Origin of the sequence: Mycobacterium hippophais (genome assembly GCF_027529605.1) — a bacterium.
Classification (GTDB): Bacteria; Actinomycetota; Actinomycetes; order Mycobacteriales; family Mycobacteriaceae; genus Mycobacterium; species Mycobacterium arseniciresistens.
The window spans coordinates 69,947-81,814 of the sequence record NZ_JAPZPY010000018.1 but is presented as its reverse complement, the minus strand read 5'-3'; the positions used below and the strand labels follow the sequence as shown (position 1 = coordinate 81,814).

13 protein-coding genes are annotated in these 11,868 nt (G+C 69.6%); 5 read left to right on the top strand and 8 right to left on the bottom strand.

Annotated elements, in window-relative coordinates:
- Window positions 1–77: 77 nt before the first annotated feature.
- Window positions 78–1,199: an L-talarate/galactarate dehydratase gene (locus O6P37_RS27290; RefSeq protein ID WP_269897010.1), complete on the top strand. Its 1,122-nt coding sequence runs from the start codon at window positions 78–80 to the stop codon at window positions 1,197–1,199.
- 7 nt (window positions 1,200–1,206) lie between these two features.
- Complete coding sequence (locus O6P37_RS27285) at window positions 1,207–1,890, top strand: FadR/GntR family transcriptional regulator (protein ID WP_264014619.1); 684 nt, start codon at window positions 1,207–1,209, stop codon at window positions 1,888–1,890.
- A 67-nt stretch (window positions 1,891–1,957) separates the two neighbouring features.
- Here O6P37_RS27285 and O6P37_RS27280 read toward each other — a convergent pair whose 3' ends face one another.
- From O6P37_RS27280 to O6P37_RS27270, 3 genes are read right to left on the bottom strand one after another with little or no spacing between them, the layout of a single operon-like run.
- Window positions 1,958–3,481, bottom strand: a complete 1,524-nt coding sequence (locus O6P37_RS27280; protein WP_269897009.1) for a tripartite tricarboxylate transporter permease — start codon at window positions 3,479–3,481, stop codon at window positions 1,958–1,960.
- 15 nt (window positions 3,482–3,496) lie between these two features.
- Window positions 3,497–4,078 (bottom strand): tripartite tricarboxylate transporter TctB family protein, encoded by a 582-nt coding sequence (locus tag O6P37_RS27275; protein WP_269897008.1) that lies wholly within the window; start codon window positions 4,076–4,078, stop codon window positions 3,497–3,499.
- A 3-nt stretch (window positions 4,079–4,081) separates the two neighbouring features.
- Window positions 4,082–5,104, bottom strand: coding sequence for a tripartite tricarboxylate transporter substrate binding protein (locus O6P37_RS27270; RefSeq protein WP_264014622.1), 1,023 nt, complete (start codon window positions 5,102–5,104; stop codon window positions 4,082–4,084).
- 126 nt (window positions 5,105–5,230) lie between these two features.
- Here O6P37_RS27270 and O6P37_RS27265 point away from each other — a divergent pair, with 126 nt between their 5' ends.
- Window positions 5,231–6,169, top strand: coding sequence for a LysR family transcriptional regulator (locus O6P37_RS27265; protein WP_269897007.1), 939 nt, complete (start codon window positions 5,231–5,233; stop codon window positions 6,167–6,169).
- Here O6P37_RS27265 and O6P37_RS27260 read toward each other — a convergent pair.
- From O6P37_RS27260 to O6P37_RS27250, 3 genes are read right to left on the bottom strand one after another with little or no spacing between them, the layout of a single operon-like run.
- Window positions 6,166–7,962, bottom strand: coding sequence for an acyl-CoA dehydrogenase (locus O6P37_RS27260; RefSeq protein ID WP_269897006.1), 1,797 nt, complete (start codon window positions 7,960–7,962; stop codon window positions 6,166–6,168). The two genes, O6P37_RS27265 and O6P37_RS27260, sit on opposite strands and share 4 nt — an antisense overlap.
- Window positions 7,959–8,732 (bottom strand): SDR family oxidoreductase, encoded by a 774-nt coding sequence (locus O6P37_RS27255; RefSeq protein ID WP_269897005.1) that lies wholly within the window; start codon window positions 8,730–8,732, stop codon window positions 7,959–7,961. Before O6P37_RS27255 ends, O6P37_RS27260 begins: the two co-directional genes overlap by 4 nt.
- Window positions 8,729–9,394: a TetR/AcrR family transcriptional regulator gene (locus tag O6P37_RS27250; RefSeq protein ID WP_264014631.1), complete on the bottom strand. Its 666-nt coding sequence runs from the start codon at window positions 9,392–9,394 to the stop codon at window positions 8,729–8,731. The genes O6P37_RS27255 and O6P37_RS27250 overlap by 4 nt, the downstream gene beginning before the upstream one ends.
- 144 nt (window positions 9,395–9,538) lie before the next feature.
- Between O6P37_RS27250 and O6P37_RS27245 the strand changes: the two genes are divergently transcribed.
- Together O6P37_RS27245 and O6P37_RS27240 are read left to right on the top strand one after the other, a co-directional pair.
- Entirely contained in the window at window positions 9,539–9,649 is a 111-nt protein-coding gene (locus O6P37_RS27245; RefSeq protein WP_264014633.1) for a hypothetical protein, read from the top strand.
- Between the two features lie 82 nt (window positions 9,650–9,731).
- On the top strand, window positions 9,732–10,628 hold the full coding sequence (locus O6P37_RS27240; RefSeq protein ID WP_269897004.1) for a class I SAM-dependent methyltransferase: 897 nt from the start codon (window positions 9,732–9,734) through the stop codon (window positions 10,626–10,628).
- On the opposite strand, the gene O6P37_RS27235 is transcribed toward O6P37_RS27240, so the two are convergent.
- Both O6P37_RS27235 and O6P37_RS27230 read right to left on the bottom strand, forming a co-directional pair.
- Entirely contained in the window at window positions 10,625–11,065 is a 441-nt protein-coding gene (locus tag O6P37_RS27235; protein WP_269897003.1) for a hypothetical protein, read from the bottom strand. The two genes, O6P37_RS27240 and O6P37_RS27235, sit on opposite strands and share 4 nt — an antisense overlap.
- Window positions 11,066–11,107: 42 nt before the next feature.
- Window positions 11,108–11,857, bottom strand: a complete 750-nt coding sequence (locus O6P37_RS27230) for an ABC transporter ATP-binding protein (protein WP_269897060.1) — start codon at window positions 11,855–11,857, stop codon at window positions 11,108–11,110.
- Window positions 11,858–11,868 lie beyond the last annotated feature (11 nt).

Sequence of the window (11,868 nt, the reverse complement as noted above, 5' to 3'; positions counted from 1 at the left end):
GGACCTGTTACCCGGCCCACACAACATGTATGATGAGTTAGCAACTCATCATACGTCCGCGCCCTCCAGGAGTCCCGATGTCCGACCGCATCCGCCACCTCACGCTCTCGCACGTAGTCCTGCCGCTGGACAACCCGGTCAGTGACGCGAAGGTGCTCACCGGGCGGCAGAAGCCGCTCACCGAGACCGTGCTGCTGTTCGTCGAGGTGATCACCGAGGACGGCCACGAGGGAATGGGGTTCAGCTACTCGAAGCGGGCGGGCGGCCGGGCGCAGTACGCCCACCTGGCCGAGATCGCCGACACCGTGCTCGGCCAGGACCCGTCCGACATCGAACGCATCTACCAGTCGCTGCTGTGGGCGGGCGCCTCGGTGGGCCGCTCGGGCGTCGCCACCCAGGCGATCGCGGCGCTCGACGTCGCGCTGTGGGACCTCAAGGCGCGCCGGGCCGGGTTGCCGCTGGCCAAGCTGCTCGGTGCGCACCGCGATTCCTGCCGGGTGTACAACACCTCCGGCGGCTTCCTGCAGGCCTCGGTCGAGGAGATCAAGGAGAAGGCCACCGCGTCGCTCGAATCGGGCATCGGCGGCATCAAGATCAAGGTCGGTCAACCGGACTGGCAGACCGACCTGGACCGGGTGGCCGCCATGCGCGAACACCTCGGTGACTCCCCGCTGATGGTGGACGCCAACCAGCAGTGGGACCGGGCCCGCGCCCGCCGGATGTGCCGTGAACTCGAGCGCTTCGACCTGATCTGGATCGAGGAGCCGCTGGACGCCTGGGACGCCGTCGGTCACGCCGACCTCAGCCACACGTTCGACACCCCGATCGCCACCGGCGAGATGCTCACCTCGGTGCCCGAGCACCTGGCGCTGCTCGACGCCGGGTACCGCGGCATCGTGCAGCCCGACGCCCCGCGGATCGGCGGCATCACGCCGTTCCTGCGCTTCGCGACGCTGGCCTCGCAGGCCGGGCTGGCACTGGCGCCGCACTACGCGATGGAGATCCACCTGCACCTGGCCGCGGCGTACCCCACCGAGCCGTGGGTCGAGCACTTCGAATGGCTCAACCCGCTGTTCGACGAGCGCATCGAGATCCGCGACGGCCGGATGTGGCTGCCGGAGCGGCCCGGCCTCGGCTTCACCCTGAGCGATCGGATGCGGGCGCTGACCAAGGAGTCCGCGTCGTTCGGTACGCGATGATCTATCCGTGACGACGACATTGGCGGCGGGGGTGGTCGCCGGGCTGAAGGACAAGATCTTCACCGGCGCCCTCCTGCCCGGCCACAAGCTGCCCTCCGAAGCCGAGCTGATCGAGGAGTTCGGGGTGTCGCGCACGGTGGTCCGCGAGGCCGTCACCCGCCTGCGTGCCGAAGGTCTCGTCGAAACGTTCCAGGGCCGTGGGTCGTTCGTGCTCGCCGTGCCCGAGCCCACGTCGTTCACCGTCGAGTCCGCCGCACTGCGCACCCACCGCGACGTGCTCGACATGGTGGACTTCCGGCTCGGTGTGGAATCCGAGACGGCCGCACTGGCCGCCGCCCGCATCGACGACGCAGGCCGCGAGACCATCCGGTCGGCGCTGGCGGCGTTCGTCGCTGCCGCGCCGGAGGACGCCGTCGAGGCCGACTTCCGCTTCCACCGTGCCGTCGCGGCGGTCAGCGCGAACCGCTTCTGCCTGGAACTGCTCGACTCGCTGGGCCCGATGATGATCATGCTGCCGCGCACCCGGCTCGGCGCCGAGTACTCGATCACCGACGCCGGCCATGCCGCGCGGGTGCAGCGCGAACACGACGACATCGCGGCCGCGGTGCTGGCCGGTGAACCCGACACCGCCCGCGCCGCGATGCGGCTGCACCTGGGCAACACCCGAAGGCGGCTGGCCGCCGGGCGGTGACTCCGCGAGTGTGAAACGTGGGCGGGATTCCGGTCGAGTTTCCGCCCACGTTTCACACTCGTGAGGTCTATACGCCCACTTTGTCTGCAGGATCCGCGGATTCGACCTTGGCCTTCCGCGCCGACAACAGGTGCCGGATCACGGGCAGCGCGATCAGCAGGATGAAGATGGCCAGGATCACCCCGGAGATGGGCCGGGTGAAGAAGCCCGTCGCGTCGCCGCCGAAGATGAGCAGCGAACGGCGCGTGCTGGATTCGATGATGGATCCGAGCACGAACGCCAGCACCATCGGTCCGGGATCGAAGCCGGCCTTCTTCATCAGGTAGCCGATCACGCCGAAGGCCACCATCAGGTAGATGTCGAAGACCGAGTTGTTGATCGTGTAGACGCCGAGGATGGTGATGAGTGCGGTGATCGGCGCCAGGATCGCCGGGCGCACCCGCAGGATCCGCACGAACAGCCCGACCAGCGGGATCGACAGGATCAGCAGCAGGATGTTCCCGATGTACATCGAGTTGATGACGCCCCAGAACACGTCGGGGTGCTCGGTGACGAGCTGCGGGCCGGGCGAGACGCCGAGGATCAGCAAGGCGCCGAACAGCATCGCCATCGTCGCGTTGGCCGGCAGACCGATGGTCAGCAGCGGGATGAACGACGACGTCGCCGCCGCGTTGTTCGCGGTCTCGGGGGCGGCGACGCCTTCGATCGCGCCGCGACCGAACCGCTCGGGGGTCTTGGAGCGGCGCTTCTCCGTGGCATAGGCCACGATCGAGGACAGCACTGCACCACCGCCGGGCAGCACGCCCAGCACGAAGCCGATGATCGAGCCGCGGCCGATGGCACCCGAGGACTGCTTGAGCTCCGCTTTCGACGGCCAGACGTTGCCGACCTTGGTCGGTGGCTGCACCTTGCGGTGACGTTGCTCGAGGTTGTAGAGGATTTCGCCGACACCGAACAGGCCCATGGCGACCACGACGAAGTCGATGCCGTCGGCGAGCTGCAGGCTGTCGAACGTGAAACGGCTTGCACCGCTGAAGCTGTCGCGGCCGACGGTGGCCAGCAGCAGGCCGATGGTGCCCGCGATCAGCGCCTTGAGCTTGTTGCCGCTGCCGATCGTCGCGACGAGCAGGACGCCGAGCAGGGCGAGCGCCGCGTACTCGGGCGGCCCGAAATCCAGCGCGACGCTGGCGACCACCGGCGCCAGCAGGGTCAGGCCGACGATCGAGATGGTCGCGCCGACAAAGGATCCGATGGCCGCGATGCCCAGCGCGGTGCCTGCCTTGCCCTGTTTCGCCAGCGCGAACCCGTCGAACACGGTGACCACCGAGGACGCCTCACCGGGCAGCCGGAGCAGCACCGAGGTGATGGTGCCGCCGTACTGGGCGCCGTAGTAGATGCCGGCCAGCATGATGATCGCCGACACCGGGTCGATGGTGTAGGTGATCGGCAGCAGGATGGCGATCGTCGCCGCGGGGCCAAGGCCCGGCAGCACGCCGATGATCATCCCGATCAGCACGCCCGCCAGGCAGTACAGCAGGTTCTTCGGCTCGACGACGAGGGCGAACCCGTCGAGAAACGCGGTGAAGTCCATGGATTCGGTCGATTCTCAGAAGTTGATCAGGTGCGGCAACGGAATTCGCAGCCCGTAGAGGAACAGGAAGTAGAAGACGGTCACCGTCACCACACTGATCACCACGGTGTTGCGCCAGGTCTCCCCGCCGAGGAATCTCAGCCAGATGACCGAAAGCACCAGCGCGGGGATCTCGAAGCCGGTGAGCGGCAACAGCAGACCGAACGCGACGAAGGTGACGATGCCCGCCACCGGCAGCCAGCTGCTGCGGGTGAACGCCTCGCTGTCGCCGAGGCCGCGCCCCACCACGAGCAGGATCGCCGACAGCACCGCGATCACGACGCTGACGAGGAACGGCCACAGGCCTGGGCCCGGCTCGGCCGGCGATCCGAGTCCGTACCCCCAGGCCAGCACCGCACCGCCGACCCCGATCGCGAGCCCGACCAGCGCGCCGACGGTCTGGTAGAGCGGACCGCCCTGCGGCGGGCGGTCCTCCTCCAGCTCGTGGGCGACCTCGGCCTCGATCTCGGCGAGGATGTCGCGGGTGTGCGGGTGATCGGGGTGCGGCGCCTCGACGGCGCCGCCGTCCTCGGCCGGTCCCTTGGCGGTGGAGTTCACGGGCTAGCCCTCGTTGCGGAGGTTGATGTCGTACTGCTCGACCAGGTCGGCGTAGCGCTGCTGATCCTCCTTGAGCTGGGCGAGCACCTCGTCACCCGAGAGCTCCATCGGAGTCAGGCTGTTCTGCTTGTTGAAGTCCTTGTAGGCCTCGGTCTCGAAGGTGGCCTTCATGCCTTCGACGAGCTTGTCGCGGACGTCCTGCGGCGTCTCCTTGGGCACCGTCATGAACCGGTACTGCGTCACCTCGACGTCGAGACCCTGCTCCTTGGCGGTCGGCACCTCGGGCAGGTACTCGATGCGGTCGGGCCCGAACACCGCCAGCGGGGTCAGCTTGCCGGACTGGATGTTCTCGATCGCCTCGCCGACCTGGATGCTCGCCACGTCGACCTGGTTGCCGAGCACCGCGGCCAGCGCCGGGGCGCCGCCGTCGAAGGGGACGGCCTGGGCGTTGACGTTGGAGGTCTTGAACAGCAGCGCGGCCGACAGCTGGGCGCCGGTGCCGACGCCGGTGGTGCCGTAGCGGATGGTCTTGGTGGCCCGCTTGACGTCGTCGAGGTTGCGCAGGCCGCTCTGCGGGTTGGTGACCAGGACGTAGTCGTCGCGCGAGACGCCCTGCACGACGTCGAAGTCGTCGATCTTGGTGACCTCGTCGGGCGCCACCGCGAGCGGGGTGATGGTGAACAGCGAGGCGTTCTGGATGGCGATCTTCGAGCCGTCCGGCGTGGCCTTGGCGACCTCGGCGGCCGCCAGCGCGCCGTTGGCGCCCTCCCGGTTGATGACGGGGAAGGAGGCGCCGAGATCGTCGGACAGGCCCTTGGAGATGGCGCGGCTGATCAGGTCGCTCGAGCCGCCGGCCGAGGCGCCGACGTACATCTCGACGGTGCCCGACGGCCAGGAGTCCCCGGATCCACCGCCGGTCGAACTCTGCACACCGCTGCACGCGGTGAGCAGCAGGCCGGCGGCGGCGGTGACGGCCACACCGGCGCGGCGGGCGCGGCGGGTGCGGGAAGCGGTGGTGAGCGGCATGGCTATCACTCCTGTGTGATCTGTGGTCGACGCCGACGGTGAATGTGGTCGCCGTCACGTACAAGGTAGAAACAATCAGTGATACCTGTCCAACGCCTTTCTGGCATCGTTTGATACTTTGCATGCATGACGGTGACGTTGGACCAGGTCCGCTGCTTCATCGCGGTGGCCGAAGAGCTGCATTTCGGTCGCGCGGCGGACCGGCTGGCGATGACACAGCCCCCGCTGAGCCGGCAGATCCAGAAACTCGAGCGCGCCGTCGGCGCCGGCCTGCTCGACCGGGACAACCGCCGGGTGCTGCTCACCGCGGCGGGCGCCGCGTTCCTGGAGGACTGCTACCGGATGCTCAACACGCTCGACGCGGCGACCGCGCACGCGCAGCGGGTGGAGCGCGGTTCGGCGGGCACGCTGCACCTCGGCTTCACCGCGGTGTCGGCGATCGCCATCCTCGGCCCGCTGCTCAACCTGCTGGGCAGCGAGCTGCCCGACATCGAGGTGGTGCTGCACGAGCGGGTGACCGGCGCCCAGGTCGACGGCATCCGCCGCGGTGAGCTCGACCTGGGGCTGGCACGGCCGCCGTTCGACACCGCGCTGCTCGCCTCACAGATCGTGGCGCGCGAACCGCTGCGCGCGGTGGTCCCGGTCGGCCATCCCCTCGCCGAGATCACCCGGCCGCTGGAACCGCAGGACTTCGACGGCCTGCCGGTGATCAGCTACCACCCCATCCAGGCCCGCTACTTCCACGAGCTGACCGTGCGGTTCCTGTTCAACGGCCACCCCCGCATCACGCAGCGGGTGCAGCAGATCCTCACCGCCGTGCTGCTGGTGGCCGCGGGCGAGGGGGTGGCGCTCGTGCCGGCCAGCGCCACCGCGCTCAAGGTCGACGGCGTGGTCTACCGGGCGCTCACCGACGTGTTCGGCGGTCACCCCGACAGCGATCCGGCCCGGCCGGTGGAACTGCACGCGATCTACCCGCGGCAGGGCCTGACGCCGCTGCTGCGGGAGGTGCTGCGACTGGTGGCGCGCTCGGCCGAGCATCTCGACGAGCTGTTCGGCGCGCGCTAGAACCAGTCGGGTGACATCTCCAGCGTGGTGCGGTCCAGGCTCTCGAGCAGGTCGAGTTGCGGTGCGATGCAGGGCAATTCGTAACGGAAGAAGTACCGCGCCGCCTGCCGCTTGCCGTCGTAGAAGTCGCCGCACTCGCTGTGCGCGGCGACGAACTGCTCCAGCCACATCCAGGCGATGACGAGGTGCCCGAACGCCTCGAGGTAAACCACGCTGTTGGCCATCGCCGCCTCGACGTCACCTGAGGCGAACATGGCGGAGGTGACCTCGACCAGGCGCCGCCACATCCCGTTCAGTGCGGCGGCGAGCTCGGCGGCCTCGCCGCGGATGCTGTCGGCGGCCGCGACCGTCCCGGCGATCGCCTCGCCGAGCGCCGCCAGACTGGCGCCGCCGCGCTGAGTCACCTTGCGACCCAGCAGGTCGAGGCTCTGGATGCCGTGTGTGCCCTCGTGGATGGGGTTGAGCCGGTTGTCCCGGTAGTGCTGCTCGACGTCGTACTCGCGGGTGTAGCCGTAGCCGCCGTGCACCTGGATCGCCAGGCTGTTGGCCTCCAGGCACCACTGCGACGGCCAGCTCTTGGCGACCGGGGTCAGGATGTCGAGCAGCAGGGTCGCGGCGTCGCGCTCGCCGTCGGACTCCGCGCTGTGTGACACGTCGACCAGCCGCGCACAGTACAGCGCCAGCGCCAAGGCGCCCTCCGCATAGGCCTTCTGCGCCAACAGCATTCGCTTGACGTCGGCGTGCTCGATGATCGGCACCTGCGGCGTCGACGGATCCTTGGCGGTCACCGGGCGGCCCTGCGGACGCTCCCGGGCGTACTGCACCGACTTCAGGTATCCCGTGTAGCCGAGCGCGACGGCGCCCATGCCGACCCCGAGGCGCGCCTCGTTCATCATCCGGAACATGTAGGTGATCCCGCGGTGCGGCTCGCCGACCAGGTAGCCGACCGCACCGTCCGCGCCGCCGGGGCGGTGGGTGCCGTCGCCGAAGTTCAGCACGGTGTTGGTGATGCCGCGCTGGCCCATCTTGTGGTTGAGGCCGGCCAGCACGACGTCGTTGCGCTCGCCGATCGCGCCGTCGTCGCCGACGAGGAACTTCGGCACGATGAACAGCGAGATGCCCTTGGTGCCGGCCGGTCCGCCGGGGATCTTGGCCAGCACGAGATTGACGATGTTGTCGGTCATCTCGTGCTCGGCGCCCGAGATCCACATCTTCGAGCCGAACAGCCGGTAGCTGCCGTCGGGCTGCGGCTCCGCGCGCATCGTGATGTCGGCCAGCGACGATCCGGCCTGGGTCTCCGACAGCGCCATGGTGCCCGAGAACCGGCCCGCCAGCATGGGTTTGACGAACGTCTCGATCTGTTCGGCGGTGCCGAACTCGGCGAGCAGGTTCGCGTTGGCGACCGTGAGCATCAGATAGCCGGAGGTGGCCAGATTGGCCGCGGAGATCCAGGCGAACGCGGCCTGCGCGACGGTCGCGGGCAGTTGCGCGCCGCCGACGTCGGCGTCCATGCCCATCGCGAGCAGGTCCGCCGTGGCGAAGGCGTCCCACGCCCGCTTGACCTCGGGGATGAGGGTGACCTGCTGCCCGTCGAACGTCGGCTCGTTCGCGTCGCTCTTCTTGTTGTGTGGGGCGAAGTAGCGTTCGGCCAGCTGCTCGCACAGGTCGAGCACGCCGTCGAACGTCTCCTTCGAGTGTTCGGCGAACCGGACGCTCTTGGTCAGCTCCTCGACCTGCAGCCACTCGTAGAGCAGGAAGTCGAGGTCGCGCCGCGACAACAGGACGGACTTCATCTGATCGTGCTTACCCCGCCGTCGACGGGAATCACAGCGCCGGTGATGTACGAGCTCGCCCTGGCGGCCAGGAACACCGCGATGCCCGCCATGTCCTCGGGCGCCCCGATGCGGCCAAGGGGAAGCGCCCGTCCCACGGCGTCGGCGCCGGGGGCCAGCAGCACCTTGGTCATCCGCGACTCGAACAGCCCGGGCGCGATCGCGTTGACCAGGATCCGCGGCGCCAGTTCCGTGGCCAGGTGCTTGGTCAGCATGTGCACGGCCGCCTTGCTGGCCGCGTACGAGAAGTTGTCGCGGCCCTTCTCCGGGGTGAAGTACCCGTCGATGCTGCCGGTGTTGACCACCCGGGCCGGGTCGTCGTCGGTCGAGCCCGCGGTGAGCAGCGGCACCAGCGCGCGGGTCAGCAGGAACACGCCCTTGACGTTGACGTCGAAGACCCGGTCGAAGGCCGACTCGGGGAACTCGTCGAACGGCGCGCCCCAGTTCGAGCCCGCATTGTTGAACAGCGCGTGCACCGCGTCCTCGCGGTCGCTCAGCGCGGCGGTCAGCGTCTGCACCCCTTCGGCGGTGCCCAGGTCGGCGGGGACCGCCTCGACCGGGCCCAGTGACGAGAGTTCGGCGGTGGCCGAGGCGAGTTCGGCCTCCTTGCGGCTGGACAGGTACACCTTCGCGCCGGCCTGCAGCAGACCCCGCGCCATCATCACCCCGATGCCGCGGCCGCCGCCGGTGACGACGGCGACCTTGCCGTCGAGCCGGAACATGTCGGTCATGCGCCGCGACCGGTGGTGACGTCGAGGCCGAGCGGAGATTCGGCGCGGATGGTCTCGTCGCGGATCAGGCCGCGCAGCAGTGCGGTGCTGAACTCCTCGGCGATCTCCTGAGCGGTGCGGCGGCCCTGTGGGCGCAGCCAGCGGTAGGCGCCGAGGGTCATGCCGATGTAGCCCAGCGCCAGCACGTGGGAGTCGCAGTCGTAGAACTCGCCGCTGGCGATCCCGCGGTCGATGACGTCGCGGACGTGTTCGTACACCTGGGTCTCCTTCTCCCGGATGTAGGCCACCTGGTCCTCGGTGAACCACTCCGTGATGTAGGGCCCCTCCTGGAAGTAGACCGCCGCGCGCTCGAGGTCGCCGGCGATGCCGACCAGCAGGCGCCGGGTGAAGTGGTAGATGGTCTCGCGCGCCGACGCGCTGGGGTCGTCGTGCAGTGCGTCGACGGTGAAGTCGGCGGCGCCCTTGTAGATGTCGTAGAGGATCAGCGACTTGCTGGCGTAGTAGTGGTACACCGTGGCCTTGTTCAGGCCGACCGCGTCGGCCACGTCGTCCATCCGGGTGCCGTGGTATCCCCGCGCCGCGAACAGCTTGGTGGCCACTGCCAGCAGTTCCTGGCGCCGGGACAGCCCGTTCGGCGAGGCTGCTGGGGACGTATCGGACATGGTGACTCGCTATCGAACGTGCCCGCTGGGGCGTCAACTAACCGGTAGGTCGATCAGTCTAGGCAATGTGTACCGCAACCCCTGCCGGTGACGGGCCCGCCGGGGCTAGACTTTCATCAACGCCGCGTCAACTGGGAGGTACCGATGGATCCGAATCCGGACTACGACGCGAGCGACGAGATCGAGTACTTCTTCCAGTGGTTCCCCTGGGGGCTGCGCGGCGTGTACCCACCGCCGTCCTACCCGCCGGTCTAGACGCTCACCGGTTCCCGCGCGCCTGCTCGGCCGCAGTGCGCTGAACTGCAGTGACAGCAGGTTGTGTTAGCTTCTCTAAGTAATGAGCCGACACACCGCACGCAACGACGACGACAGCTGGGATCTCGCCTCGAGCGTGGGTGCGACCGCGACCATGGTCGCCACCTCGAGGGCGCTGGCCACCCGCAGCGCCGACGCGCTGATCGACGACCCCTATGCCGAACCCCTGGTGCGCGCCGTCGGCCTCGAGTTCTTCGTCCACCTGCTCGACGGCAAGGTCCCCGACGCCCAGCCCCGCTACGACGCCGAACGCTCCGGCGAGCACATGGCCGTGCGGACGCGGTTCTACGACGACTTCTTCCTCAACGCCGTCCGAAGCGGCATCCGGCAGGTGGTGATCCTGGCGTCCGGACTCGACACCCGGGCCTACCGACTGCCATGGCCGAGGGACACCGTCGTCTTCGAGGTCGACCTGCCCGGCGTGCTTGAGTTCAAGTCGACGACTCTGCGGGCACTCGACGCCGAACCCGCCGCGAAGCACCGGACGGTGGCCGTCGACCTGCGTGACGACTGGCCGGCGGCGTTGCGCGCCGCGGGTTTCGACCCGGCGGCGCCGACGGCGTGGAGCGCCGAGGGACTGCTGATGTACCTGCCCTCGGCCGCCCAGGACCGGCTCTTCGACGAGCTCACCGCGCTCAGCGCGCCGCGCAGCCAGTTCGCCTGCGAGTACGTCCCCGACATGTCGGTGTTCGGCCACGAGGCGCTGCGCGAGATGTTCGAGGAGTCGGCGGTGAACGTCCGCGACCTGGTGTACCAGGACGACCGCAGCCAGGTGCCGGAGTACCTGAGCCGGCTCGCCTGGTGCAGCAGCGTGCGCACCGCCGAACAGCTCTACGCCACCAACGGCCTGGACTATCCGGACGCAGCGGAGTTCGCGATGTTCTCCGACGTCACCTACCTGCGCGCCGAACTGGACTAGCTGGGCGCGCCGATCCGGATCCGGTCGCCCGGGTCCGGACAGGCCTGCGACAGCGCCATCAGGTTCGCGTTGAACTCCGCGCCGATGCGGCTGAACTGCGCGGCGAAGTCCGCAGTCCGCTCCCGTGCCGCCAGGCCGGACATCCGGCCTGCGAGGTCGGCGACGTCGCGGGCGCGCCGGGCCAGTCCGGCATCGTGGACCTCTGCGGCGTGCGCCGCGATGCGCGCGACCTGCTCGTCGCGGTCGGTCGCCGAAGCCGTTCCACCGTTGACGTCACCGGCGACCGCGTCGTGGAACCGGTCGGACTCCTCGACCACCGCCCGGACGGCCTCGCAGTCCGGCGACTCCCCGCCCCGCAGGGCGACACCGACCCCGAGCACGACGACGGCGAGCACGACGACCAGGCCGGCCGCGAGCCACCACCCGCGCCGCGTCATCCCTCGATTGTCGCCCGCGCGGGACGACCACGATGGCGCCGATCAGGCCGCGGCGGCCTTGACCGCCCGCCCCACCTCGGCGCGCAGCTCGGTGTACTCCGGTGAGCGGCGCAGCTCGTCGGCGTCGACACCGACGCGAGGCAGGTCGACCGGCAGGTCGAGGGCGACCTGGCCCGGCCGCCGCGTCAGCACCACGATGCGCGACCCGAGGAACGCTGCCTCGTCGGCACTGTGCGTGACGAACACCGTGGTGCGTCCGGACTCCGCGCTGACCTGCCGCACGTCCTCCTGCAGCCGTTCCCGGGTCAGCGCGTCGAGCGCCGCGAACGGCTCGTCGAGCAGGAACAGCGGCGTCTCGGCGGCCAGCGCCCTGGCGATCGCGACGCGCTGCTGCTGCCCGCCGCTGATCTCCCAGATCCTGCGGTCGGCGGTGCCCTCGAGCCCGACGCGCTCCAGCAGCTGGTCGCGCCGCTCGGCCCGCCGCTCTCGCGGCACCTTCGCGTACTTCAGCGCCAGGTCGACGTTGCCGCCGACCGTGCGCCACGGGAACAGCCGCGGCTGCTGGAACACCACACCCGCCGTCACGCCGGGGGTGGGCGCGACCCCGGCGACCTGCACCGAACCCTCGCTCGGCGATTCGAAGCCGGCGAGCAGCCGCAGCAGGGTGCTCTTGCCGCAGCCCGACGCGCCGACCAGCACCAGGAACGAGCCCGGGTCGACCGTCAGGTCCACCGGTCCGACGGCCGTGACCTCGGCGCCTGCGCGCCCGTAGCGATGCGAGACGTTCCGCAGGCGGACGCCGT